This window comes from Thermogemmatispora carboxidivorans (assembly GCF_000702505.1).
In the GTDB taxonomy this organism is placed as follows: domain Bacteria; phylum Chloroflexota; class Ktedonobacteria; order Ktedonobacterales; family Ktedonobacteraceae; genus Thermogemmatispora; species Thermogemmatispora carboxidivorans.
Window position 1 is genome coordinate 2258522 of record NZ_JNIM01000001.1, and the last position, 23664, is coordinate 2282185.

16 protein-coding genes are annotated in these 23664 nt (G+C 59.0%); 7 read left to right on the plus strand and 9 right to left on the minus strand.

Features of this window, described 5'->3' with window-relative positions:
• Positions 1 to 354 precede the first annotated feature (354 nt).
• Complete coding sequence (locus N688_RS08835) at positions 355 to 1680, minus strand: branched-chain amino acid ABC transporter substrate-binding protein (protein WP_052888938.1); 1326 nt, start codon at positions 1678 to 1680, stop codon at positions 355 to 357.
• Between the two features lie 507 nt (positions 1681 to 2187).
• Here N688_RS08835 and N688_RS08840 point away from each other — a divergent pair.
• Together N688_RS08840 and xylB are read left to right on the plus strand one after the other, a co-directional pair.
• A complete protein-coding gene (locus tag N688_RS08840; protein WP_052888939.1) occupies positions 2188 to 3252 on the plus strand; it encodes a sugar phosphate isomerase/epimerase family protein in 1065 nt (354 codons plus the stop codon).
• 176 nt (positions 3253 to 3428) lie between these two features.
• Positions 3429 to 4976 carry a xylulokinase gene (gene xylB / locus N688_RS08845; protein ID WP_052888940.1) on the plus strand — a complete coding sequence of 516 codons (1548 nt, stop codon included), beginning with the start codon at positions 3429 to 3431 and terminating at the stop codon, positions 4974 to 4976.
• A gap of 210 nt (positions 4977 to 5186) precedes the next feature.
• Here xylB and N688_RS08850 read toward each other — a convergent pair whose 3' ends face one another.
• Positions 5187 to 5477, minus strand: coding sequence for a hypothetical protein (locus tag N688_RS08850; protein WP_052888941.1), 291 nt, complete (start codon positions 5475 to 5477; stop codon positions 5187 to 5189).
• A gap of 172 nt (positions 5478 to 5649) precedes the next feature.
• Here N688_RS08850 and N688_RS08855 point away from each other — a divergent pair, with 172 nt between their 5' ends.
• On the plus strand, positions 5650 to 6315 hold the full coding sequence (locus N688_RS08855) for a thiaminase II/PqqC family protein (protein WP_052888942.1): 666 nt from the start codon (positions 5650 to 5652) through the stop codon (positions 6313 to 6315).
• 242 nt (positions 6316 to 6557) lie between these two features.
• Here the strand turns inward: N688_RS08855 and N688_RS08860 are convergent, their stop codons facing one another.
• The 4 genes from N688_RS08860 to N688_RS08875 all read right to left on the minus strand — a co-directional run bounded on the left by N688_RS08860 (position 6558) and on the right by N688_RS08875 (position 11601).
• Positions 6558 to 7418 carry a class I SAM-dependent methyltransferase gene (locus N688_RS08860; RefSeq protein ID WP_052888943.1) on the minus strand — a complete coding sequence of 287 codons (861 nt, stop codon included), beginning with the start codon at positions 7416 to 7418 and terminating at the stop codon, positions 6558 to 6560.
• A 198-nt stretch (positions 7419 to 7616) separates the two neighbouring features.
• Entirely contained in the window at positions 7617 to 8384 is a 768-nt protein-coding gene (gene fabG, locus N688_RS08865; RefSeq protein ID WP_052888944.1) for a 3-oxoacyl-[acyl-carrier-protein] reductase, read from the minus strand.
• A gap of 234 nt (positions 8385 to 8618) precedes the next feature.
• A complete protein-coding gene (locus tag N688_RS08870) occupies positions 8619 to 10496 on the minus strand; it encodes a pentapeptide repeat-containing protein (RefSeq protein ID WP_052888945.1) in 1878 nt (625 codons plus the stop codon).
• Between the two features lie 217 nt (positions 10497 to 10713).
• Complete coding sequence (locus N688_RS08875; protein ID WP_052888946.1) at positions 10714 to 11601, minus strand: IclR family transcriptional regulator; 888 nt, start codon at positions 11599 to 11601, stop codon at positions 10714 to 10716.
• A gap of 525 nt (positions 11602 to 12126) precedes the next feature.
• Between N688_RS08875 and N688_RS08880 the strand changes: the two genes are divergently transcribed.
• The 3 genes from N688_RS08880 to N688_RS08890 all read left to right on the plus strand — a co-directional run bounded on the left by N688_RS08880 (position 12127) and on the right by N688_RS08890 (position 15225).
• Positions 12127 to 13224 carry an amidohydrolase family protein gene (locus tag N688_RS08880; protein ID WP_081838661.1) on the plus strand — a complete coding sequence of 366 codons (1098 nt, stop codon included), beginning with the start codon at positions 12127 to 12129 and terminating at the stop codon, positions 13222 to 13224.
• A 160-nt stretch (positions 13225 to 13384) separates the two neighbouring features.
• A complete protein-coding gene (locus N688_RS08885; RefSeq protein ID WP_052888947.1) occupies positions 13385 to 14194 on the plus strand; it encodes an iron-sulfur cluster assembly protein in 810 nt (269 codons plus the stop codon).
• Complete coding sequence (locus N688_RS08890) at positions 14191 to 15225, plus strand: NAD(P)-dependent alcohol dehydrogenase (RefSeq protein ID WP_052888948.1); 1035 nt, start codon at positions 14191 to 14193, stop codon at positions 15223 to 15225. The genes N688_RS08885 and N688_RS08890 overlap by 4 nt, the downstream gene beginning before the upstream one ends.
• Before the next feature lie 1634 nt (positions 15226 to 16859).
• Here N688_RS08890 and N688_RS08900 read toward each other — a convergent pair.
• Both N688_RS08900 and N688_RS08905 read right to left on the minus strand, forming a co-directional pair.
• Positions 16860 to 18425 (minus strand): APC family permease, encoded by a 1566-nt coding sequence (locus N688_RS08900; RefSeq protein ID WP_052888950.1) that lies wholly within the window; start codon positions 18423 to 18425, stop codon positions 16860 to 16862.
• Between the two features lie 138 nt (positions 18426 to 18563).
• Positions 18564 to 20072 carry an APC family permease gene (locus tag N688_RS08905; RefSeq protein WP_052888951.1) on the minus strand — a complete coding sequence of 503 codons (1509 nt, stop codon included), beginning with the start codon at positions 20070 to 20072 and terminating at the stop codon, positions 18564 to 18566.
• Between the two features lie 408 nt (positions 20073 to 20480).
• Between N688_RS08905 and N688_RS08910 the strand changes: the two genes are divergently transcribed.
• Positions 20481 to 20882, plus strand: a complete 402-nt coding sequence (locus tag N688_RS08910) for a hypothetical protein (protein WP_052888952.1) — start codon at positions 20481 to 20483, stop codon at positions 20880 to 20882.
• A 182-nt stretch (positions 20883 to 21064) separates the two neighbouring features.
• Here the strand turns inward: N688_RS08910 and N688_RS08915 are convergent, their stop codons facing one another.
• A complete protein-coding gene (locus N688_RS08915; protein WP_052888953.1) occupies positions 21065 to 23260 on the minus strand; it encodes a S9 family peptidase in 2196 nt (731 codons plus the stop codon).
• Positions 23261 to 23664: the final 404 nt, after the last annotated feature.

The following is a 23664-nucleotide window of genomic DNA, read 5'->3' on the forward strand; positions in this document are numbered from 1 at the left end:
TTTTGCCAGTTTATGATACCAGCACCTGACGGGTAGGAGCAAGGCAAGAGATAGCACCAGTCAATACTTGGGGCTAGTTGGCTGATTGATGGGCTAGCGAGCTACCTGACTGACTTGGCTCTCTCCTGCCTTATCCAGCAAGGTCGGCTGAAGTGGGCAATGAGGACTACAGGGACAGCAGCAAACGCTGCAAGAGCGACAGGAGCCACAAAGACACCAGCCTGGGGAGAAACTTCAGCCAACCGAGGACAGCAACAGCTACAGCAAGTAGGAGTCTGAAAGGCAGGTCAGTAGCGGTCTGGACCGACTGGACGGCACAGGCCTGACTGACCTGCCTGCTCTTGTGCTGTGTTACTACTGAACGGTGACGACTTCCTTCGCCTCCAGGTCTGGCTTGCCATTCACATTGGCGACCTGATAGACAGTGAAGATCTTGTTGGTCGTATCGCCGTTCTGGTCGAAGGAAATCTTGCCGGTGATACCGTTATAGGTGATCGTCTTCAGCGCGTCGATGACCGCCTGACGGAAGACCTGAGCCTGAGCCGCATCGCTTGAGTCTTTCGGCGTGTGGGTCTTCGTCAGCGCCACCTTGATGGCCTGAATCAGGATATTCATGGAATCATAAGCGGCGGCGCTATAGGGTCCCACATCGCCGTACTTCGCCGTGTAGTTCTTAATGAAGGTCTGCGCGGCAGCGATCTTGGAGACATCTGGCGCGGCCACCGTCATATAGGCCTTGCCGCCCGAGGTGACGATCTGCTTATAGAAATCCGAGCTGCCAGTCAGACCATCGCCGCCCGCGAAGACTGAGTTCTTCAGCGTGGGGATAGTCATCATCTGCTGCTGGATCAACTGCCCTCCGGTGGAGTAGTTGCCACCGAAGTAGATCACATCGGGCTTGGAGGCTGCTGCTGCCGTCAGCAGGTTCAAATAAGAAGTGGTGCTCTTGACGCTGTGGCTCTTGCCGTCGACCACCGTGCCGCCCAGCTTTGTCCACTCCTGGACGAAGTACTTGGCGAGGCCGGCGCCGTAGGTCTCGGTATCGTCGATGACGTAGGCCGTGCGCAGATGCAACGTATTATACAGGTAGTCCGCCATAGCGGGTCCCTGATGGTCGTCGGTGGCTGCGACGCGGAAGTAAGTCACCTTGCCTGTGGGGCGCAGCTTCGGAACCAGGTCATTCGCTCCGGTGCAGCCCACATCGGCCCCTTCCTTGGTCAGACAGGGGTTGGTATTCGCCGGGCTGATCATTGCCAGCGGGGCCTGGTTAGCGATCGGCATCTCCGCCTGCGCCACGTTACTGTTGAGCGGGCCGACCACGCCCGCCACCAGGGCATCGCCGACCAGAGCTTTCATGTTATTGGCGCCCTTCGTCGGATCGTGGACGCCCGAGGCACCAACATCATCCTGGGGATCGAACTGCAGTTTATAGCCGGGGATCACATTGTTAGCATTGGCCTCATCAACAGCCAGGTGCGCTCCGTTCTCAGTCGATTTGCCAATACCAGCATCCGAGCCGCTGACTGGAAAATCAGTGGCCACCTTGATGATGGTGGACCCCTGCGACGTGCTGGTGCCCGTGCCTGTTGTCGTCGTGCCGGCTCCGCAGGCTACCAGCATTGCTATGAGCAAGGGTATGCCCATCGTCAGAGCCATGAAGCGTAGCCAGTTTCTCTTCATGGAAGAACAGCCTCCTTCGCAAATACCAGGTCTGCACCGCGCAAAGCGGGTGACAGCAGGGCGGTGAGCGCAACTTTTTGGGGAGCGCACAAATTCACCCCCTACGAGACATTACGCTATGGTCCTGGTAAAACCTCACACGGCCTTGCTTTCACCGTCCCATCACCCTTCTGCTGACCTGACCTGGATTTGCCTCCAGCAGGATATGTGGCTTGCAAGATCAACCAGGCTGGTAGATGGGCTGATTATAAAGAACCCCAGTTTTCTCTGTCAATATCTTCTTTATGCTTCCATTCTGGAACTTCTGTTTCACTCTGCTCTATCCTTTCCCACCTCGCTTCACTCGACCCGGTGGGCCTGTCTTGAGCGCGCCTTCCCATCCCTTTTCTGGCCCGTGGGGTGTATACTTAAAGATGGATCGGCGATTGCTTCCTGGGCAACGGGGGCCAGACAGACAGAACCGTACCGGGAGACAGTCCACCGGAATCTCATTCTAAGGAGGGAGCAGTGGAACAACAAGCCGTCAAAAACAGCGTTGGGATTTGGGCCTTTGGCCCCAACGTCACACGCTTTGTCCCCCCTGGCTACCATCCCGAGGTGGCTGATGAGGACATGGTCACGCGCACGAAGCGCGTGGTTGATGGACTGGCCGATCTGGTTGATGGCCTCGAGTACCATTATCCGGGTGAGATCAACGAGGACACTGTCGAGGCCATTAAGGCCGCTTTAGGCCCAATGGATATCTATTGCATTGCCGCTGGCCTTCACACCGACCCCACCTATAAGCTCGGGGCCTTCATTAACCCTGATCCCGCTCTACGCCGTCGTGGTATCGAAACCCTCAAGCGTGGGGTCGATCTGGCCGCCGCTCTGGGCGCCAATTTCATTATCTGGCCGGGGGCTGAGGGCTATAACTATAACTTCCAGCGCGACTATGCCCGCACCTGGGACCTCTTTGTCGAAGGCGTGGGTGAGGTTGTCGCCCATGCTGCTTCCAAGGGTGTCAAGGTCTTCTTGGAGCATAAGAATAGTGAACCAGCCATGAATATCCTGATGCGCAATATCGCTGCCTGTCTCTATACCATCGAGCGCATCGGGCGTCTGGGTGTCGATACTTCGCGGTTGCTGGTCAATATGGATTGGCAGCACCTGATCATGAATGGGGAAAACCTGGCGGAGTACGCTGCCCTCTTACATGCTGAGGGGCGCCTGGGTCATCAGCATGCCAACTCGGGCTGGGGTACCTTTGACGACGATAACATGGTTGGCGCTTCTTTCTTTATGCAGACCCTGGAACTGGCTATGACCCTGCAAGATGTCGGCTATGGTCAGCATGGCGAGCGCATCGGCTACGATCTCTATCCCTACACCGAAGACCAGATTGCGGCGGTGCGTCGCTCGGTCCTGCACTGGGCCTTTATCGATGACCTGGCGCGCAAAATCGATCGTCAGGCGCTTGCCGAGGCGCGGGCGCGTGCCGATGCTGTTGAGGGCTATCGCATCGTCTATGAGACGCTAGGTCTGGACCAGGCCTATATCGAGCGCATCATTCAGCAGCGTAAGAGGCGCTAAGGAGCACGACACGGGTTGAAAGGTGACAGCAGAGGAGGGTCTTTGTGTGGTTGACCGTACCAGGCTGACAGCCAGGTAAAGACCTGCATTCATCTGGCTGCCAGGAGGCTGATCCTGGTGCGACGAGCAGACGCAAGACCCTGCTCTGCTGATCTATTTTCCCAGGATGCATGGCAATGGAAGCGCTACTTGGTATTGATCTAGGCACCACTGGCGTGAAAGCGGCCATCTTTGCGGCGGCGGATGGCCGTCCTCTGGCCTCGGCTTTTGTGGACTATCCGCTCTTTCATCCACGTCCCGGCTGGGCCGAGCAGAATCCGGCTGACTGGTGGCAAGCGACGCTGAAGGCAATTCGCGCCTGTCTGGAGCAAGCGGCCAGGGCTGGGGTGCAGCCCACAGAGGTGCGTGGCGTGGGTCTCTCTGGCCAGATGCACGGCATCGTGCTCTTGGATGAGGCAGCTCAGGTGATTCGTCCTTGCATCATCTGGGCTGATCAGCGCAGCGAGCCGCAATGTCGCTGGATGACCGAGCGTGTGGGGGCTACGCGGCTGATCGAGTTGGTCTCTAATCCAGCTCTGACGGGGTTCTCGGCGCCCAAGCTTCTCTGGGTGCGCGAGCATGAGCCGGAGCTGTTTGCGCGTGTTCGTGCTGTCCTGTTACCCAAGGACTATCTCCGTTATCGCCTGACTGGGACGATGGCGATGGAGATCTCCGATGCTGCTGGGACCTGTTTGCTGAATGTGGCTGAGGGAAGCTGGTCACCTGAAGTATTGGAGGCTCTTGAGCTGGACCCTGCACTGTTGCCGCCGGTGGTGCCGGCGGATGGTGTCGCTGGTACGATTACAGAGGAGGTGGCTGCTCTCACGGGGCTGCCCGCTGGTACGCCAGTTGCCGGTGGGGGAGCTGATAACGCCTGTGGAGCGGTTGGTAATGGTGTGGTGCGGTCTGGCCTGGCCCTGGTTTCGATCGGCACCAGTGGGGTTGTGCTGGCTCATGCTGAGGCCCCACATGTCGATCGCTCAGGTCCGATACCCCGCATTCACACTTTTAATCATGCCGTGCCGCGAGCCTGGTATCTGATGGGGGTCACCCAGGGGGCAGGTCTCTCGTTGCGCTGGGTACGCGACTATCTGGGGCTGTCTGAGCGGGCCCTGGAGCGTTGGAGCGGTCTGGATGCCTATGAGCTGCTCACGCGTGAAGCGGAGAGTGCGCCACCTGGCTGCGAGGGACTACTTTTCCTGCCCTATCTACAAGGGGAGCGCACGCCACATCTGGATGCCTACGCCCGTGGCGGTTGGATTGGCCTGACTGCTGCTCATGATCGCCGCCACCTCATTCGGGCCGTACTGGAGGGAGTGGCCTTTAGTCTCAAGGACTGCTTCACCATTATTGCGGCTCAAGGTTTGCAGCTAGAGCAGGTGCGGGCCACCGGGGGAGGCGCCAGGAGTCCTCTCTGGCGGCAAATTATTGCCGATGTCTTGGGTGTGGAGCTGGCTGTAACCAATGCCAGCGAGGGGCCAGCCTTCGGAGCGGCATTGCTGGCGGGTGTGGCGGCAGGCATCTATCCCTCGCTCGAGGCAGCCTGCGAGGCCACGGTCAGAGTGATCGAAAGCACAGCTCCTCGGCCTGAGCTGGTCTCGCTCTACGCTCGCTTCTATGAGCAATATCGTGCGCTCTATCCCGCTCTCAGGACCGTCTTTCATGCCCTGGCTGGTCTGAGTTAGGCCCGGCCCTTCTGGCTCTCAAAAGACAGGCTGAGATAGTGGTCATTCGTTCTCAGCGTGGCTGGCAGCCGAAAGGCAGAAGCGTCCAGGGAGCTAAGGGAGGAGCACGCCGGTCGCGGTTCCCGGTTCTGTCTGGTACTGTTCTCTGACTGCGCTGGTGGGTGTAACCAGCACGCGCCGGCGTGCTCCCCTATGTTTTGTTTAGGGGGCTCAACGCCTGGAGCTTATCAGTCGGGCCAGCTGTCCAAGAAGGGCGCAGAGTGCTGCTATCAGCAGCAAGGCAGTGATCGCGATGAAAAGGTACCACTCGCCGCTGGCGTCCAGCAGCACATAGGCCACGGGTAACAGCAGCACACCGCTCAGGGCCAGCTCCAGGCAGAAGCGGGCCAGGCTAGACAAGGAGAAGCCGTGCTCAACAAAGCTATCGATTGCCAGTCCTGTGAACATAAGCGCGGCCAGGGTGAAGGCAAACAGTGGGATCAGCGTCAGGTTATCCAGCATGCTTCTGTTCCCATCTCCTCCCGATCCTGTTCAGGCGCAGGCATCATGCGGCGACTGCATTTACTTACAGTGTAGCTGATCGGGGGCTGTCTGACAACAATGAAGCGGCACGAGCCGTCTGACCAGGTTGTCGATATACAAAAAAGGAGAGTCGCAGACAGGGGGCTAAGGAATGGCATGGTTTGATCAATGGCTCACACCGGAGCTACGGGCGCTGCGCGAGCGCATACTTCATCATCCTTTCTGGAGCGGGATTGAAGCGGGCACGCTTGCCAGGGAGAGGCTAGGCCTCTTTGCCTTACAGGACTGGCTCATTGTCCGCGATGCCTATCGTCTTGATGGTCTGGCCATTGCGCGGGCCGCTCCCCATTTAGAGCTACAGGAGATGCTCATCGATAAACTAGCAGCTAAGAAAGGGGGCCCTGAGCTGCTGCTGCGCTTCGGCACGGGGGTCGGCGTACCACGGACGGCCTTTGCCCAGGTTGAGCCGTTAGCCGCCTGTCAGGCGCTGCTCAACTTCTTTTACTGGGTTCTCGAAACGGGTACCCCTATAGAATGGCTGGCAGCAGTAGGGGCCAGCGAAGAAGTCTTTGCCCGGCTTTGTCTGCGTATCTACCCGGCGCTCATGCGACATTACAACCTGGAGGCTTCGCAGGTAGCCTTTTTCAGTGCCCATCTGGCCATCAGCGAACAGCTCACCCCTCTGGAGCGCTGGCTCAGCGAGCAAGACCTGGGGCTGGCAGAGCATCAGCATCTGGCCCGCGTGATACATCTCAGCCATCAATACGAATTACAGTTTTACGATGCCGTACTCCAGGCGCCGCTCGCCTCCTCCTGATGCCTACCGAACGGACAGGCAGCAGAGCAGGCGTTTCGACGCCTGGGGTGGCTTCTCTCTCTCAAGCCACGGCAGGGGAGGGGTGAGCCGGAGCCGGAGCGCTGACTCAGAAGAGCCTCTCTGAGCGGCGATTGATTGAAGATAAGGAGCACACGCAGGCTGTCGGCGGCTTGGCGAGAGCGGGGGAGAACCATGACAAAGTGGCGGCCCGCGCCCGTAGAAACGCTTTGCCGGCTGCCTGGTCAGGCGTCCTTGATAGCCACCATCTGGAGCCACATGCGCGGAACCTCCTGTACTCCAAGCTCCTGGCCAGCCTCATAGACTGCCACTGCCAGCGCCTGGGCGCCGATGGGCAGAGGCACACCGGGCAGAGCCCCTTCGATAAAGAGCCAATACTGACCCAGGTCCTTCCAGGCGTCGAGTGAGATCGACACCTGTCTCTGTGTCATCTCCACACGGCTGAACCCCCCGTCGCGGAAAAGCGCAGCGTATTCCTCGGGAGAAAGCCACTGCATTGCCTGAGCTTTGGTCTCGCGCGAGGGACGAATATCCGGGTGGGTCTTGCGTAGCCAGCCCACAGCGCGGCGAGTCCACATCCGATAGAAGCGCTCGCTTCCTGCGACATACGTGCCCTCATAAAAGGCGCTGTTGCAAGCGAAGATCCCGCCTGGGCGCAGAATAGCTGCGATCTGACGGAAAGCGGTCAGCTTATCGGCGACCAGATGGATGGCGTTGCAGAAGAAGGCCATATCAACGTTCTGCACAATGCGTGGTAAGTCTTCGCTTTCGCCCTGGATAAACTCGGCCTGCATACCCAGGGCCTCCATGCTTTTATGGGCGCGACGCAGGGCTTCCGCCGAAGGATCGACGCCGATCAGGCGCGCCTGTCGTCCGCGGCGAGTCAGCTCCTCGGCGATCAGGCGGGTGACCGCGCCGGTGCCGCAAGCCATATCGACAATAGTCAAGGGCTGCTCGTGAGGTTGATCCTCCAGGTGAGCCAGGGCCTGCTGCACGAGTGCGCGGTTAATCTCGGTATAGAAGTGGTGTGCGGCGAACGGTTCAAACGTAAACTGGTTAGTTTCCTCGGTTTCAATCAAGCCCATCAGTTGAGCCTCCTGAGCTGGTGTCGGTGTTATCGAATTAGAGCAAGTTCGCCCCAAAATTGTTTCAAGATCAGGGGCCCTGCGCCGAAAATTCTCCGGTGAAGGCGAGGGAGAGTCGAGCAGGGCGGCAAGAAAGAAGCCAGCAACAGAGGGATTGATCGAAACCGAGGAGCCAATGGAGAGAGGGAGGCCGGCTGATCAGATATGCATGGCCATGCCTCCGTCGACGCAGATGACCTGACCGGTGATATAGCCAGCCTCGGGCGAACAGAGGAAAGAGACAGTGGCGGCGACCTCCTCGGGGGTCCCAAAGCGCCCAAGAGGAGTCAGGTCGAGCATCTGCTTGCGCTGCTGTTCTGTCAGCTTGGCGGTCAGCTCCGTCGGGACAAACCCGGGTGCCACGGCGTTGGCGGTGATATTGCGGCTCGCCATCTCGCGCGCGGTGCTCAACGTCAGAGCGATGAGAGCGGCCTTTGAGGCGCTGTAGTTAGCCTGGCCGGCATTGCCGAGGAGGCCGGCAACCGAGGTCACGTTGACGATCCGCCCCCAACGTGCCTTCATCATCGAACGGAGGGCGGCGCGAGTGCAAAGAAAAGCGGAGCGAAGATTGATGTTCAAAATATCTTCGAAATCAGCCAGCGACATCTGCAGAATCAGCTTATCGCGCGTGGTTCCTGCATTATTCACCAGGACGGTGACCGGTCCCAGCTCTCGATTGATCTGCTCGAAGAGCCGGCTGACTTCTTCCTCCTGGCTGACATCGGCCTGGACCGCGATAGCGCGCCTGCCGAGGGCTTCGATCTGGTCCCGTACCTCCTCGGCGGCTTCTGCGTGGCGATAATAGTTCACGGCGACATCAGCTCCCGCCTGAGCCAGACGCAGAGCCACTGCCCGCCCGATACCCTGGCTACTTCCAGTCACAAGTGCGATCTTGCCTTCCAGTGGCAGATGCTGTTCTCTGGCCATAAAACGTCTACTCCTTGTCGAATACCTTGGCGTCCCCGCCCGTTTGCCGCTCTAGTATAGCATATTTGTGCTGCCTGTGAAGTGCTGGAATAGCGGAGCGGAGCGGGCCAGCTGACAAGAGCACTTCACTCGTCCTCGGGGCGCCGCCGTGCGTGCCACTTTCCCTGCAGCGCCTGGTAGCGCTGCAAAGCACAGGGAGCCTGGAGGAGGTGCCAGAGACAGCGTCACCTCGCTTTACGAGGAAGCTTGCTCTCCAGGGGCTGGTGACTTCTGCTTGATCGCGCGCAGCTCCTGCGTGTCAACGATGTGATCGGTCACCTGGGGATCGAGCAGGCTTTCGGTGCTGGTGTGCTCTGACTCAGGCAGAGGATCAACCAGGCGTTCGATAAAAGGTAGGGTATCGAGGGTAGGAACGGAGAAAGGCGTTTCCGGGACCTGCGGGAAGTCCGTGGAGGACTCAGACTCAGACTTGGTGGCTTCCTCCTGGGTCTCCTGGGTCTCCTGGGCCTCCTGGGCTTCGCTGGCGCTGGTGGCCTGGGTCTGGTAGGCGCTATCCGGCACGCGGAAGGCGAACGGAGTTGGGTTGACCCTCAATTCCTCAACATCCTGGTGGCTTTCCTCCTTTGCGGTGCCTGTCTCTTGCTGCGAGAAGGAGCCGAAGCGTTCAACGGCCTCTTTCCAGGCGCGTTCCCAGCTAGAGGCCGTCCAGGGGAGAGTGGCGGAAGAAGGAAACTCCTCTTGCTGGTCAAGGCTCTCGGAAGAGTAGAGGGAAGTTAGAGGCCTCTCCGCGGCTGTCATCGGCTGCTCTTCATGGGCAAGCCCTGGCGAGGCGAAGCTCTGGGATTCGGTCTCAGTCTCAGAACCTGTAGTGAAACCGAAGGGTGTGCCCCCTGCTGAGGTCTCAAGTGCTTTCAACCAGGCAGGGATCTCAGACTGCTGGCCGGCTGGTCTCTCTTCCATCATATAGGCCAGGCTCTCGGGAGAGAAATAGTCCTCGCCGTTCTCCGTCTCCTGGTCTATCTCTCCTCCACCCACTTCCTCGGCAGGCAAACCAGCCGACGCCAGCGGCTTGTCCTGTTCCTCGGCGCTCGGGGAGGAAGTTGCTGCCGAAGCTGGTTCAGGCGCCGTACTGGCGGTGAACAGTGGCGAAGAGGTCGACGAATTGAGGGCACTTGCAAAGGAAGATGCGGCCTCTTCTACACGCGGGGAGGTGCTAACAGAGCCGGAGTGCGAACTGCTCATGTCGGCTGAGCTCATGGGAGGAGTGGTCTCTGCCGCTGGGGCGGAATTGTCCTGACCTCGTGAGCGGGAGGCGCTTGTACTTGTAGTAGGGGCTGGACGCTCGGGGATAATGCGCGTCGGACGGACCGCCGGCATTCGTGGCGAGGTTTCTTCTACTTCGGCCTCGCTGTGGTGGGCCTGCGAACCGCGGATGGCCGAGCGTAGCTGCTCCTCTGTCAGGCTATAGATATTATCCAGGCGGGCCCCAGTCAGATTGGTCTGGTGCAGATCGGCGACCAGCAGCGTGGCCTCGCTCAGGTTAGCGTCGCGCAGGTCGGCGTACGAAAGATTGGCTCCTGTCAAATTCGCCCTTGTCAGATCGGCGCCAGCCAGGCAGGCGCGTGAGAGATCGGCCATCGAAAGATTAGTGCCAACCAGACGTGCCCCACGAAGGTCGGCACGGCCCAGATAGCGATGGGAAAGGTCACGCTGCGAAAGATCGGCCTTATATAAGTTCGCAGGCCGCCAATGGGCGGGCATAGTCCTCCCCTCCTCGGCAGCTTTCGAGAGAATGGGAGTCTCATCCACCCGAGGCAGGCGTGCCAGCTCTAGCTCTACTCCAAACTGGCTGATCGCCTGATTGAGGCGCTCCTCGTAAGCCTTGCGCAGCTGCTCAACCTGGTTAGCCAGACTCTGCTTCTGAGCGGCCATCTCGCGCTGCTGCTTCTGCTCCCAGACCTGGCGTCGAGCCTCCTCTGCCCGCTCCCACGCTGCTTGTTGCTTGCGGACGCTTTCGATGAACAGGCGCTGAACACGCAAGCCGAGGACGATTCCCAGGCCACCTGCCAGCAAGAAGGCAATAACGCCCCCAATAATCAACGTTACGACCATAGCACTAGACTCCTGGCTTGATCTCTCTTCTCCGCACTATTGTGAATGGTAGCAGCTCCTGTGTCCCCTATTATAAACAACTACGTACGTCTCGGTCTATTTTTGTCTGCTGACCAGGACTTTTGCGAGGGAGGAGGGGCCCGGTGGCCAGCCGGAGGCGACAGAGGTTGCTCCGGTTCCAGCATACCAGTGATTAAGCTGGCGAACCTTGCGTGAGCTACCTGGCGAGGCGCAGCTCGGCGCTGGCCTGACGCGCGGCACGTAGAACCTGGGCGCTGAGCCATTCCCCGCGACGCGAGAGCAAAGTGCTGCGAAACGAAATAGCGATAGCCGCCGCCACACGACCTTGAGCATCCCTCACAGGCGCTGCTAAACAGGCCGTATCGGGGTGAAGCTCTTCGCGATCGATACTGTAGCCCTGATGAGCAATGGTGTGCAGCTCCTCGCAGAGACGGCTGCGCTCCACAATGGTTCGCTGCGTCAGACGGATCAAGGTGTGGCGAGCCAGGTAGTCCTCGACAAAAGCTGCTGAACTATAGGCCAGAAGAACCTTTCCCAAGGCATGGGCATGAGCCTGACCACGGTAGCCGATGTAGACGCCTGGAATACGCTCAGCGTGGGCTGGCTCGACGATGGCCTGTAACTCCACCTCGCCGTAGCGCCAGCTTGCCAGATAAGCCGGCTCCTGGCTGCGCTCGCTCAAATTGTGAAGGATGGGACGCAGCCGCTGTGGAAGCGAGGGCTGCCGGACTGGCGGGAAAGCGACGGCTGTCCAGCCTTCCGGCGACTCCGTGGTGGGCCAATCGTGACTGAGGGTGCGCAGGTAGGCATCATTCAAATACGGGATCTGTGGCCCGAGCACATAGTGGCCGCTGGGAAGGCGCTCGACATAGCCGGCGGCCAGCAGTGTATTCAGACTGTGGTAGCAGGTGCTGATATTGAGCTGAAGCAGTCCGCTCACTGCGCGGACGGTGAGTCCACCAGGGGTACGGGCGATCAGGTCAAGGATGGCAAGCACGCGCTGCGCCGAGCGCAGGATATCGCGCTTGGACTCGGAAAGCGGCAGTGCCGGGGTTTGAGGGTGGGCGTGAGAGCGCTTGGCCATGACTCAGTTGCTCCTTTGCATGGCTGAGGATACGGGCCACGCTGGGCTTGCTGGCCTGGAGTGGCTACGATCCTTCCTTCCTTCCTTCCTTCTAACTAAAGCAGGGCCTTCCTTACCTGGGATTATACTGGGCTGCGTCTTAGTGTCAAGCAGGTTGAGACAATATTTCAAATAATGAAATTGCAACCTACACACTGATATCGTTTTATGCTATGCTGGCAACGTAGGCAAAGGGACTGGAAGCGGTCCGGCTGAGTCCAGACCGCTTCCAGTCCGGTCGGTTGTCCGATTGATCGGATCAGCCTGCGCAGGCAAGGTCTCGCGTCACAGCACGGCATGACAAGCGTACAAGTCAAAGGATTCGCCTGTTCTGAAGGAGTAGGGAGCGTAATGCGTTTTATTTCCCTCGTTTGCTCGTGATTCACTGGAGGCTCAGCCTGGCTCTGAGGCTGGCGTCGGCGAAGCGAGCGATGGGGGTCCTGACCGGGTCACTGTTGACCCGCTGGACACAAAGGAGGCCAGCTGATGTTTCGCACCTCGACGGGCGAAGAGATCTTCATCATTGACGCCCACACGCACCTCTGGGATGCCAGTCCCGCCAATCAGCGCAATCAGTACGGGCGCGGTTGGATCGACTGCTTCTATGACTATCATCGCAACCTTTCCCCAGCTGAGTATGTCTGGCCGCTCAGCGACTTCGAGCGTTATAGCCCGGAGCGTATGGCCCAGGATGAATTTGTCAGGGGCTATATTGATATGGCCATCCTTCAGCCCACCTATCTCACCGATTTCTTCATCAATGGCTTCAACACCATCGAGCAAAACAGTGTCATGAAGCAGCGCTATCCAGAGCGCTTTATCCTCAATGGCGCCTGGGATGCGCGCGATGGCGAAGCCGGTCTGGAGTATCTACGGCGTCAAAAGGGAGAATGGGATATCAAGGGAGTTAAGCTTTACACGGCGGAGTGGCGAGGCTCCTCCAAAGGCTATAAGCTCTCTAGTCCTGAAGCCTATCGTTACCTGGAGGAATGTGCCAAACTGGGGATCACCAACATTCACGTGCATAAAGGCCCAACCATTTACCCGCTCAACCGTGATGCCTTCGATGTGGCTGATGTCGACGACGCGGCCTCCCGTTTCCCCGAGCTGAACTTCATCGTCGAGCATGTTGGCCTGCCCCGTCTGGAAGACTTCTGCTGGATCGCTGTCCAGGAGAAAAACGTCTATGCCGGCCTGGCGGTAGCTCTGCCTTTCATTTATCCGCGTCCCCGCTACTTTGCTGAGATCATGGCCAATTTGCTCTTCTGGGTGGGACCCGACAAGATCCTCTTCGGCAGCGACTACGCTATCTGGGAACCCCGCTGGCTGGTTGAGCGCTTCATGACCTTCGAGCTGCCCCAAGATCTCAAGGACGAGTTCAAGGTCGATTTGACGCTCGATGTGAAGCGCAAGATTATGGGTTTGAATGCGGCACGCCTCTATGGTATTGATCCCGAAGAACAACTGCAGAAGCTGAGCAACGACGAGCTGGCCCATCAGCTAGCCAGCACCAGGGCGGAAGGGATGAGTCAATCCCAGGCGGGGGAGGCCAGTAGCTCTGCCCGGGCTGAGACAGGGGCCTGAGCGAAGGGGAGCGGCGGCCAGATGGCGCAGATGGTGCTGAGGCCCGGCCTCCTTGCTGGAGGCAAGCTAGCGGTACTGCTGGAATTGCTGTCCTGGCTGCCGCCTCGCTTCTCCCCGAAGATATGGCGCGTATCGATGGCAAGACAAGAGGAGAACAGCTATGTCGTCCCAAGAAGTCGCAGACGCTCCCCTCGTCGGGCCAGACCAGATCTGGGCGGCCATCGCCGATGTCCTTGATCCCGAGCTAGATACGCCCCTGGTGCGCCTGGGTTTCGTCGACCGTATCGAAATCAGCGGGACGAAGGTCGACATCTTTTTGAAGTTACCGACCTTCTGGTGTGCTCCCAACTTTGCTTATCTGATGGCCTCAGACCTGGCCGAGAGAGCGCGAACCGTGCCAGGGGTAAGCAGCGTTCAAGTGCATCTACTCGACCACTGTGAGGGAGAAACTATCTCGGAGGCGGTCAATAGTGGTCTCAGCTTTGCTGCCGCTTTTCCCGATGAGGTCACGGCGGACAATGATCTGCAGGAACTGCGCCGCACCTTTCTGAAGAAAGGCTTTCTCATGCGGCAGGATCTCCTGCTGCGTCGCTTGCTGCGGGCTGGCCTAAGCGAGGAGGGGTTGCGGACGCGGTCTCTAGAAGATCTCTCGTGGGATGAAGCGGGTGATATGGCCTGCCTCGGCCTGCCCGGAGCTACCCTGCAGCTAGCGGCACTGGGCAGATCTGCCCGGGCCTATGTCGAGCGTGGGAAGGCTTTAGGGTTATTGAGGGCAGGAGGTCCCCTTTTTGTTGACGAGCAGGGGGAGCCTATCCCTGCCGGTGATCTCCAGAGCTTTCTGCGACGCCTGCGCTCTGTGCGCCTGAGTCTGCTCTTCAATACCGCCATGTGCAGTGCCCTCTTTCGCACCCGTTACCAGCACGCGAGCGCAGAGACAGCGCACAACGAGGAAGGAGAGAATCCCCTATGAAAGCCGTTCGTCTCCATGCCTATAATCAATCGCCAGTGGTTGAAGAGGTTGCTGAGCCGACCATCAGTGGCCCCTTCGACGTCATTGTGCGCATTGGGGGGGCCGGCCTCTGTCGCACAGATCTGCACATTATTGAAGGACAGTGGGTCGAGAAATCGGGCGTAACGCTGCCTTATACCTTGGGGCACGAAAACGCCGGCTGGGTGCATGCCGTTGGCTCGGCGGTCAGCACCGTCGCCGTTGGCGACACGGTCATTGTGCATCCACTCATCACCTGTGGTTTCTGCCGGGCGTGCCGGGCTGGGAATGACATGCACTGTACCAGCTCAGCCTTCCCAGGAATTTCTACCGATGGTGGCATGGCCACTTTTCTAAAGACTACGGCGCGCGCGGTAGTGAAGCTTGATTCTTCGCTGGCGCCCAAGGACATCGCCGCTCTGGCTGATGCCGGCCTGACGGCCTACCACGCTGTCAAGAAGGCTGTCCCTCTGCTCTACCCTGGTACCAGAGCAGTGGTGATCGGGGCTGGTGGGTTGGGCCATATCGGCGTCCAGTGTCTCAAGGCTCTGACTCCCGCTGAAGTGATCGTTGTCGACAGGTCGGCGGAAGCTCTGGAGCTGGCGCGTGGCTGGGGAGCGGATCACACGGTGCTCGCCGATGGCAGTGAGGTGAGCAAGGTGCGCGAGATAACCGAGGGCCAGGGCGCCGAGGTGATCCTGGATTTCGTGGGCGAGGGCGGTGCTCTGGAAAGCGGGATTGCCATGCTGCGCCGCGCCGGTTACTACTACGTCATCGGCTATGGCGGTCGTCTGGTCGTGCCGACCATTGATATTATCTCGACCGAGATCAACTTTATCGGCAACCTGGTCGGAACCTACAACGATCTGGTCGAGCTAATGGCCCTGACAGCACAGGGGAAGGTCCGGCTGCATACGGCGGTCTACCCGCTAGAGGCGGCCCTGGACGCCATTCACGATCTGGAGAGTGGGCGCCTGCACGGGCGCGGCATTCTGGTGCCTGAAGGCGCCTGAGAGGGCGCTGGCGGCTCTTCTGAGCGCAAAATAGAAGAAGACGGGGATCGGTCATTAGCCCTTACCACGCCGATGGTGGGGTCAGCGCTTGACCGCTCCCCTCTCTTCTTCTTGACCCCGCTTTGTCAAGAACCGGAGAGATGTCGGGAGCTGTACAACTCCGCTCTACTAAAGGAAGGCCAAGATGCGGATTGTCTGGCTGGCAGGCCCATCGGCTCCTCTGACTAGCAACAGGCCCTCCCTGTGATTAAGTGATGAAGCAGGGATCGGGAGCCGGTATATCAGCAGCGTGCTGCTTTCTGATCCTCAAGGGTATGCGATCAGGTAATCGCTGCTCCCTGTAACCCAGGACAAGACAAGAAGGGAAACCGCGAAGATGCAGCCGAACCCTGATGATCTCTTGCATTCACCGCTGGCCATGCTGTTACTTGCCAGCTGCATTATCGAAGTGAGCGGCCCGCCAGCCGACAGGCCTTGGGTTAAAGCTGAGGGCCTGGGGAGCACTGAAGCCTCCAGCCTGGCTGAGTGCCTGCGCGCGCTTGCGTTGAGAGAGCTACACGAGGGGTACTTTGACGGGATCTCCACCGAGCGCTTCTCTCAGCTGATCGCCCATTGCGGGGCGGAGCTGACTCCTTATGCTGTCAGCTATCCGCAGCAAGTCAAGGTACTGCTCAGCGTTGGCCCTGCCCTCAAGCCGTTCGCAGCGCACCTGCTGGCTGCTCCCGGAGCCGCCAACTGGTTTAGCAATCTTGATCGCCAGCGCCAGGAGTGGGTTTCTACCACAGGCCAGCCTCCCCAGGCGGCTGCTTTTGTCCCCGACTTGCGACCCTGGGGAGCTGGGATCACCAAGCCACGTCGGGCATTGTGGACCTCCACCAGCTTGAGTGAATCGAGCAGTAACTGGCTGCATTACCTCCACCTGAGAACAGAGCTTCCTTTCCTGGACCCTCCCTTCAGGCGCTGGCGCCTCTACGTCGCGCCCTCAGCGCGAGTGTATGAGATTCGCGGGCCACAGGACTGGCATGATCTCTGTCGGGCCTATCCGGCGCCCTCCTCTCTGCCTGTGGCCAGGCAACTCCCCGCGGACCACGCCAGCAGGCCGATACTGGTTGAGCTTGTCCCGCTTCTTGCCTCTCCACAGGCCGCGAGGCGGGGAAGAGGAACAAAGTTGTCACGGAGGCGACCAGAACTTGCCTTCAGGCGACCAGGCGCATCCTGGCTGCGGCTGCTCACGGGTCACAGATCTCCATCAGCCAGGCCTGAGCGTCCCCCTGACAGGGCTGAAGCTGAAAGAACCTTCATTGAGCCGGACTGGAGAGCTGTGGTGAGCGACTGGGATGGTGTCCACCTGTCGCTTGGGGGCTTCTTGAGCAGCGAAGGGGTGATCTGGGGCAGACCAGAAGAAGGGCAAACCCACCTTTTTGGCTGGAGTACAGAAAGTACGCTCTGGTTACGCTGGGCTTTCGCAGACGTAGAACCTCTACCAGAAGCCACCTGAAAGCCGGCCCTATCTCCTTGGCCAGCCAGCTCAGGTGCAGGGCTGTCCCCCTCAAAAGAGGAGGGAGCGGCCAGAGAGCAGCCTGCCATTGACAGGGCGGCTGCTGACGACCGCTCCCTTTCCTTTGCCGCGTTAGCTATTGGTTGGCGCTGGGAGCAGCCTCGTCGGTCACTAGTTCGCCGGAGACACTCCCAAGAGTCGAGCGCTGCTGCTCAAAGCGTCCCCACAGATAGAAGATCACTGCCACCACCAAGACAATGGCGATCGGCAGCAGCTGAGTCAACTCATAGGTCAAGCGACTGATCTGGTAGCCGCTGACCGTTTCGTCCGTTGGAACCAGCGTAAAATAGGCCGTCACCAAGACCGAAGCTAGAGCCAGCAACGTCACCACCCAGGGACCGACCATCCCCCCAGGCACCCGATATGGACGTTCCACATCCGGGTACTTATAGCGCAAAACAATATAGGAGATAAAGATGAACGCATAGGACAGAGCGGTCGTCGAAATCGTGAAGCCCAGTACCAGCGAGAAGAGCGTTGACAGCTCGCCGGAGCCGAAAGCAGTCACCAGAATCGCTGCCACCATCGCCACTGTTGCCACCGTACCCGAAAGCAAGTTCGTGGCCAGTGGGGTACCGAAGCGAGCGCTGAAGCGTCCCAGGATCAGGGGAGCGGCCCCGTCGAGTGCCGTCACGGCGTAGGTGCGGTCGGCTCCCATCAACCAGGTGCCGCCAGCGCTGGCCAGAGTCAGAATCAGCGCCAGGGCTATCAGCCAGCCGAGGACCGTCGCCACTGGCGCGGGCAAGACGCTGGCCACTGCCTGATAGGCATCGAGGAAGCCACCGACATTGGAGAGCTGGTCTTTCGGTAGCGCGAACAGAATCACCAGAATCGGGATGGCATAGGCCAGCACGCCAATCACGCCGGCACGCAGCAGCGAGCGAGGAACATCACGCTGTGGCTCTAACATCTCCTCACCGGCCCCGTTCTGCAGCTCGAAACCAGCCCAGTTGAAGACCAGTACCGGGATAATGCTGCTGAAAATCACACCCAGGTTCGTAGTAGGCAGCAGATCCCCCCAGCTCAAGTGAGCGCCGCTCGCTTGTCCTTCGAAGAAGAAGGCCAAAGCCAGGATCACGAACAGCCCCAGCAGGGAAAGCTTCAAAATAATCCCGATTGTTGAAAACCACTTACCGATGCGCAAGGAAACAATCGCGCTCCAGGTCGTGAACCAAATAAAGACCAATGCGATCAAGATCTCAACGATCGCATCACTCACCTTATTCCCGCCGAAGAGTAAATCGCTATTCCCGAACCAGAACGTCTTCAAAGCAGCGATGGTGGTCACTGCCAGAGTACCGCCGACCCAGAGTGGATTAGAGACCCAATAGAAGATCGAGGCGATGGCAGCAAAGAAACGTCCACCTGCCAGCTTGCACCAGACATAAATGCCGCCCTCCTCTGGAAAGGTGCTGCCCAGCTCTGCCGTCAACAAGCCGTACGGGATAAGAAAGGTCAGGGCCGTAATCAGGAGCCAGGGGAAGACCTGGCCTCCCTGGGAAGAGACGGCCCCCAGCGTATCGATGTTGATCATAGCTGTCAATGTGAAGCAGACCATGAAGAAGAGCGAGAGCTCCTTGCGTAGCTTGCGCTTTTCCTGCTGGGCTGCCTCACTCAACACCAGTGGTTGCGGCTCTAACATAGCAAGCCTCCTTCAGAGTGATCTTGTCTGGTATCATCAGCCGAATCTGGATGTATCGTCAAGGGAAGCAGGGAAGACAAGCGGTGGGCTGGTCATAGGCGCCTGCTTCCCTGGAGATAAGCAGCTGACCTTCAAAGCTTATAAACCAGCTTGCCCTCGCCAGCGCTCCCAGCTTGCCTCTCCGCGTGCCACCATGCTGCCTAGCAATCCTAGCGTGAGGCAAGCGAGCGTTGTACCGCCGACTGCCATCCACCAGGCTGTAGGGGTCAAGAGATCGGGAATCCAGGAATTCAGCAACGTATCCGCGATAGCCAACAAGCAAGAGAGGGTACCCAACAGGGCAAGGAGCCAGAAGAAGGGATAAGGAAGAATGCGATGCTCCTGGAAGAGCGCTGGCTGGCGCCGTGCAGCCACGAGTACGTCGATGAAAAGAAACGGGATCGAGATCAGCCAGACAAGGGTAAGCGCAGCCAGGGAGACCGTGAAAATAATTGTCGACAAGTCAGCTGGCTGACCAATGGGGAAAAGGTAGGGAAGGAGGAAATAGCTGAGCGCCGTAAAAACCAGGGCTACTGCCGACTGGAAATAAATAGCGTTAGCCGGGACGCGTGCACGATTGAGCTTGGCCAGGATTGTCGGTAAATGGCCGTCAATAGCTGCGACTAGCAACAGGCGTGCGAAGGTATAATTGTAAATCAGCGGAGCAATCACGAAAAAACAGAGAAGACAGACTGCTGTCGCGTTACCGGCGATTCTTCCCAAAGCCTGATCGACCAGACTAATGAAGACGACGGGATCAGAAGCTCCCTGTGGGCCACGAACCACGAGCACGGCCAGGGTGGTGAAGAGGTAGCTGGCGACGACGAGCAGGCTGCCCCAGCGCAGATGGGAGCGAATGGCCTGCCGACGTTGCTCGGGGCGAACCTCGCCAGCCAGTGCCAGAGGAACCTCGGTGCCCAGGTATGACTGAATGAGAAAGCCAAAGAGCACGAAGTTATCTGGTCCTGGCCGCCAGTCATCCAGATGGCCAAAGGTAGTGGCTGAGGTATGGCCTGTCCACAACCAGACAAAGGCGGCCACAGTGATCAGAAGCACCGCCAGTAGCAGCAGACCTACGGTGACATTCAGCACGCTTTGCAGCACCCGTAGAGGCTGCACGGTCAGAGCGGTGCCGATGAGGATGAGCAAGGCCAGCACGGCTCCCTGTTGCCAGGGGGCGGTCAGCCAGCCCTGATGCAAGCCTTGGAGATAGGTGATAGCAGTACCGAAGCCGCTGACGAGGGCCAGAATACCTGGGAGCCAGGCACAGAAAGCGGCAAAGAAGCCCCAGAAGGTTCCCAGAGTGCGATAGGTCCAGTTGTAAAGGGCGCCCTCGTAGGGAAACAACAGGCCCAACTGAGCCGTACTCAAGACGCAGGGAAGAAAAAAGGCTACTCCGCAGATTAGCCAGTAGAGAAAGGAGACCACACCAGCTGTAGCAGCTGTGGCACTATTTGTCAGGTAGAAGATAGCTGCGAAGAAAATCGCTGTCAGGTCCGCCGTCCCAAGGACAGGAGGCATCACCCGCTCCACGTAATGCTCGGAAGGTAATGCGCGGCCTGATGGTGGATGTGTTGCTAGCTGCGCAGCAGAGCTTTCCACTTCCATAAGGTCCCTTCCTTTCCTTTATCGTTACCTTCTGGTGGGGAGAGCCTAAAGCAGAGCTTTTAATAGAAGTCTACCGTTATATTTCGAAATGTCAATGCTTTAGGGCATCTTATCCCATTCGCTTAAGATAGATTGTCTCGGGAGGGTAAAGTTCTGAACTACAGGATGCCAGAGGCCTCCAGTCTTCTCGGAAGGCAATTCCGTTCTTGTGAGCAACTCCAGCACCAGAGATCAGGAGGGCAACACTGGCTCATAGCCAGGTGGGCATTGAGGGGAAAAGAGGGGCACCAGAAACCCAGGGCGTTGCTCGCGCGTCTACTCTAGTGAACTCAGTTTCAGCTTCATAGGACAGGAAAGCGCTGGTAACGAAGAATACTCCAAGAGGAAGATTCGTTTCTAACGAGAGATATGTCTATCTTTCTTTTTATCCTGCTCGGCCTGCTCGTATATATCGCGGCCTTGGTTGTCCTTACGAGGGCCACAGCGCGATTGCGCTACTATCGCTTCGATGAAGCTGGTTTTCTAGGGATGGCGGCCCTGGATATCGTTGCGGGTATTCTTCTCTTCTCGGCGGTAGCAACGCCGCTCGTCCTGCTGACCGGCAATAATGTTGAGATCATCGAAGGCCATGTCCTGGCTCTTCTTCTCCTATTGGGCGTTGTCCTGGTGGCTGGCGTCATGGCCTGGCGGAGCCTGGGCTGGACTCCAAGCTCGCAGACCCTCTCGCGCCTGCTGGGGGGACTCTATTGTCTACTCCTGGCGGTTGCTGCTCTTGTCTGCATGGTCCTCATCTTCTTGCCGGGTCGCTAAGCCTGTCTGGCTGCCTGGAGCGACTCCCAGCCAGGAGGCGGCTGCTGAGCACATCCTGGACGAGCAAGACAAGACGAGCCAAGAGGGGAGGGGAAGCAATGCTTCCCCTCTCGCTGCTGCCGGTCTCCGTCAGGGTGAGGCCGGGCCTGCGTCTGTCAGGCCGGCGTTAGCTGCCTGCACTGCTATGCTTCCTGCCGCAAGAAACGCTGAAACCATTCCAACGTACGGCGCAGGCGATCGCAGCGCTGGGCTGGGGTGCCAACTGTTGGCCAATCCATCCAGTGGCTGGCACCGGGATAGCGCACCAGCTCAACCAGCTGACGACGTTTGCGCAAAGCGGTAAACAGCTGCAATGACTCGCTGAAGGGGCAGCGCAGGTCATCGCCGGCGTGCAGAAGCAAGAGAGGAGCCGTGATCCGCTCCACAAAAGCCAGTGGCGAGCGCTCCACGAAGCGCTCCTCCCCGGCGCCGCCCATAGCCAGATCAAACCAGAGGGCCTGATCCGAGAGCAAGCGACAGAGTGGAAGGTAGATCACCGGGTTGCGACAGACAGCGGCCTTGAAGCGCGTCGTCTGAGTAATAGCCCAGGCAGTCATATAGCCCCCGTAGCTCAGACCAGTGATGCCCAGGCGCCTCTCGTCGATAGGTGCGGTCTTGATAACATAATCCAGGCCTGCCAGCAGATCACCCAGGTCCTTACCGCCCCAATCATTGAGGATATGGCGGCGAAAAGCCTCGCCGTAGCCATCGCTGCCGCGTGGGTTGGCCGCCAGAACGGCAAAGCCCTGGCCAGCCAATACCTGGAACTCATGGACATAGGCTTCGCCCCAAGCGCAGCTTGGGCCACCGTGAACGGCCAGAATCAGTGGGGCCTGCTGACCAGCTGCCAGTGGCGGCAGATAGAGCCAGCCCTCGATCGTCAGGCCATCGGGAGCCTGCCAGCTCAGGCGCCGCGGGCGAATCAGCCGATGGCTGCGCAGAAAGCGTTCATTGACCCCTGTCAGCCGCTGCAGTTGCGACCCATCGCCCTGTAGGGACCAGATATCGCCAGGCGTAAACCAGTCGGCCCGCACGACAGCGATCAGCGAGCCATCGCTTGCGAGATGAGGACTCAGGTAGCGCCCTGGGCCACTGGTCAAAGCTGTCATCTGCTGCGTCTCATGATCGATGCGGTAGAGATGGCCCTGGCCATGCTCATGGATTGTCACCAGGAGATGGCGGCTATCGGGATACCACTGCGGGCGGACGAGCCACTCGCTGGGGGGACGCAACTCATCGGTAATGGTGACCTGACAGGTGTAGTCGGCCTGCTCAGGAAAGGCAGGGCGCGGCGCCTCGCTGCCGTCGGCTGCCACAATCCACAGGGTAACATTGCTGGTCTCGGTTTGATCAGGGGCATAATAGTAAGCGAGGTAGCGGCCATCTGGCGACCACGAAGGCATCTGAGCTAGCCCTTCCTCGGGGGTCAGACGACGGAGCTGGCCCGTTGCCAGCGTCAGGACCCAGAGGGCCATACTGGTACTGAGGTCGGGCTGTGGGCGGCGATTAGCACAGAAAGCGACTTCACTGCCGTCCGGTGACCAGCATGATTGGACCAGATGTACCGGCTCGGCGGTTAGGCGTACAGCTTCGCCCTCCAGGGGAACGAGCCAGAGCTGTATCCGGCGTCCATGCCAATGCCCTATGCCATCCCACTGCTCGTCGAGCCGTGTATAGACAAGGGCTGTCTCCTCCTCCCTCGGACCGGCTTCCTGGTCATCGGCTGGTTTCCAAGGACTATGCACCAGCAGGGCTTGACCATCGGGACGCCAGCTATAATCGCTGACCCCATTGGGCAGGTGCGTCAACTGGCGCGCTTCCCCGCCATGAAGCGAGAGCAGAAAGAGCTGAGGCTGACCACCGTGGCGCGTGCTCAGAAAGGCCAGGTCATCACCTCGTGGCGACCAGCGAGGCAGAAAGTCCTGGTGCTCGCCGGCAGTGAGCTGTCGCGCCCCACCAATGGCCTCTTTGCGGCTCGGGACCAGCCAGATAGCACTTTTACTGCTCTGAGTATTCCGATCGTTCCTTTGCAACGTGAAGGCAATCAGGGAATGATCGGGCGAAAGCTGTGGGTCCCAGGCAATCTGCAGATCCAGCAGCTCCTCTACTGTCACAGGAGCTAGCCCCGTTGATACCGTAACTGTAGTCGAGACCGATGCCCCAGCAGCGGCAGCGTCTCCACCCTGGACGGTTGCCGGATCTGCGACCTCCTGCTGGCTGATCTTGCCGCTGGCCTCGCCCTGATCTAACTCTGCCTGGTGAGAAGCTTCGGAGGAGGCGGTCGCCTGTGCTGACACCGGGCGCGGCACCGTTTTGTTCTCATCTTGCTCTTCTAACATCGCTCGCTCCAATACTTATTCAAGACAAACATCGTCATTGATACGAATAAACGGTAGCAAGAAGGCGGCCAGGGAGAGGAAAGCGAGAAAGTAGTTCTGCCAGCGCGAGGGTGATGACGCCTGTGATCGGCCTGGAGGAGGAATAATCTCGCAGTGAGAAAGAAGCCTGGCAAGGCCCGCATGCAGAGGAAGAAAAGCGGCGATTACCGAGTCCGAAAGTAGGGGAAGAACGGCGTGCCCGCGGTCGTTGCTGATGAGCGAAGCTCGTTGTTGGCAGACTGGTAAGCCCTATCATAGGGATGTGATACCACATGGGGAACTGCCACGCAAGGGTGGCTGCCGACGGCCAGGGAGAGGCCATCGAGAGAGAGCAAGATCAGCGACCTGCAAAAGGGGCCACTCAG

Bases quoted from the DNA above. Each gene is read 5' to 3' on its own strand.
- N688_RS08835 (WP_052888938.1), bottom strand. From the start codon at position 1,680: ATGAAGAGAAACTGGCTACGCTTCATGGCTCTGACGATGGGCATACCC.
- xylB (WP_052888940.1), top strand. From the start codon at position 3,429: ATGGAAGCGCTACTTGGTATTGATCTAGGCACCACTGGCGTGAAAGCG.
- N688_RS08850 (WP_052888941.1), bottom strand. From the start codon at position 5,477: ATGCTGGATAACCTGACGCTGATCCCACTGTTTGCCTTCACCCTGGCC.
- N688_RS08855 (WP_052888942.1), top strand. From the start codon at position 5,650: ATGGCATGGTTTGATCAATGGCTCACACCGGAGCTACGGGCGCTGCGC.
- N688_RS08860 (WP_052888943.1), bottom strand. From the start codon at position 7,418: ATGGGCTTGATTGAAACCGAGGAAACTAACCAGTTTACGTTTGAACCG.
- fabG (WP_052888944.1), bottom strand. From the start codon at position 8,384: ATGGCCAGAGAACAGCATCTGCCACTGGAAGGCAAGATCGCACTTGTG.
- N688_RS08870 (WP_052888945.1), bottom strand. From the start codon at position 10,496: ATGGTCGTAACGTTGATTATTGGGGGCGTTATTGCCTTCTTGCTGGCA.
- N688_RS08875 (WP_052888946.1), bottom strand. From the start codon at position 11,601: ATGGCCAAGCGCTCTCACGCCCACCCTCAAACCCCGGCACTGCCGCTT.
- N688_RS08880 (WP_081838661.1), top strand. From the start codon at position 12,127: ATGTTTCGCACCTCGACGGGCGAAGAGATCTTCATCATTGACGCCCAC.
- N688_RS08885 (WP_052888947.1), top strand. From the start codon at position 13,385: ATGTCGTCCCAAGAAGTCGCAGACGCTCCCCTCGTCGGGCCAGACCAG.
- N688_RS08890 (WP_052888948.1), top strand. From the start codon at position 14,191: ATGAAAGCCGTTCGTCTCCATGCCTATAATCAATCGCCAGTGGTTGAA.
- N688_RS08900 (WP_052888950.1), bottom strand. From the start codon at position 18,425: ATGTTAGAGCCGCAACCACTGGTGTTGAGTGAGGCAGCCCAGCAGGAA.
- N688_RS08905 (WP_052888951.1), bottom strand. From the start codon at position 20,072: ATGGAAGTGGAAAGCTCTGCTGCGCAGCTAGCAACACATCCACCATCA.
- N688_RS08910 (WP_052888952.1), top strand. From the start codon at position 20,481: ATGTCTATCTTTCTTTTTATCCTGCTCGGCCTGCTCGTATATATCGCG.
- N688_RS08915 (WP_052888953.1), bottom strand. From the start codon at position 23,260: ATGTTAGAAGAGCAAGATGAGAACAAAACGGTGCCGCGCCCGGTGTCA.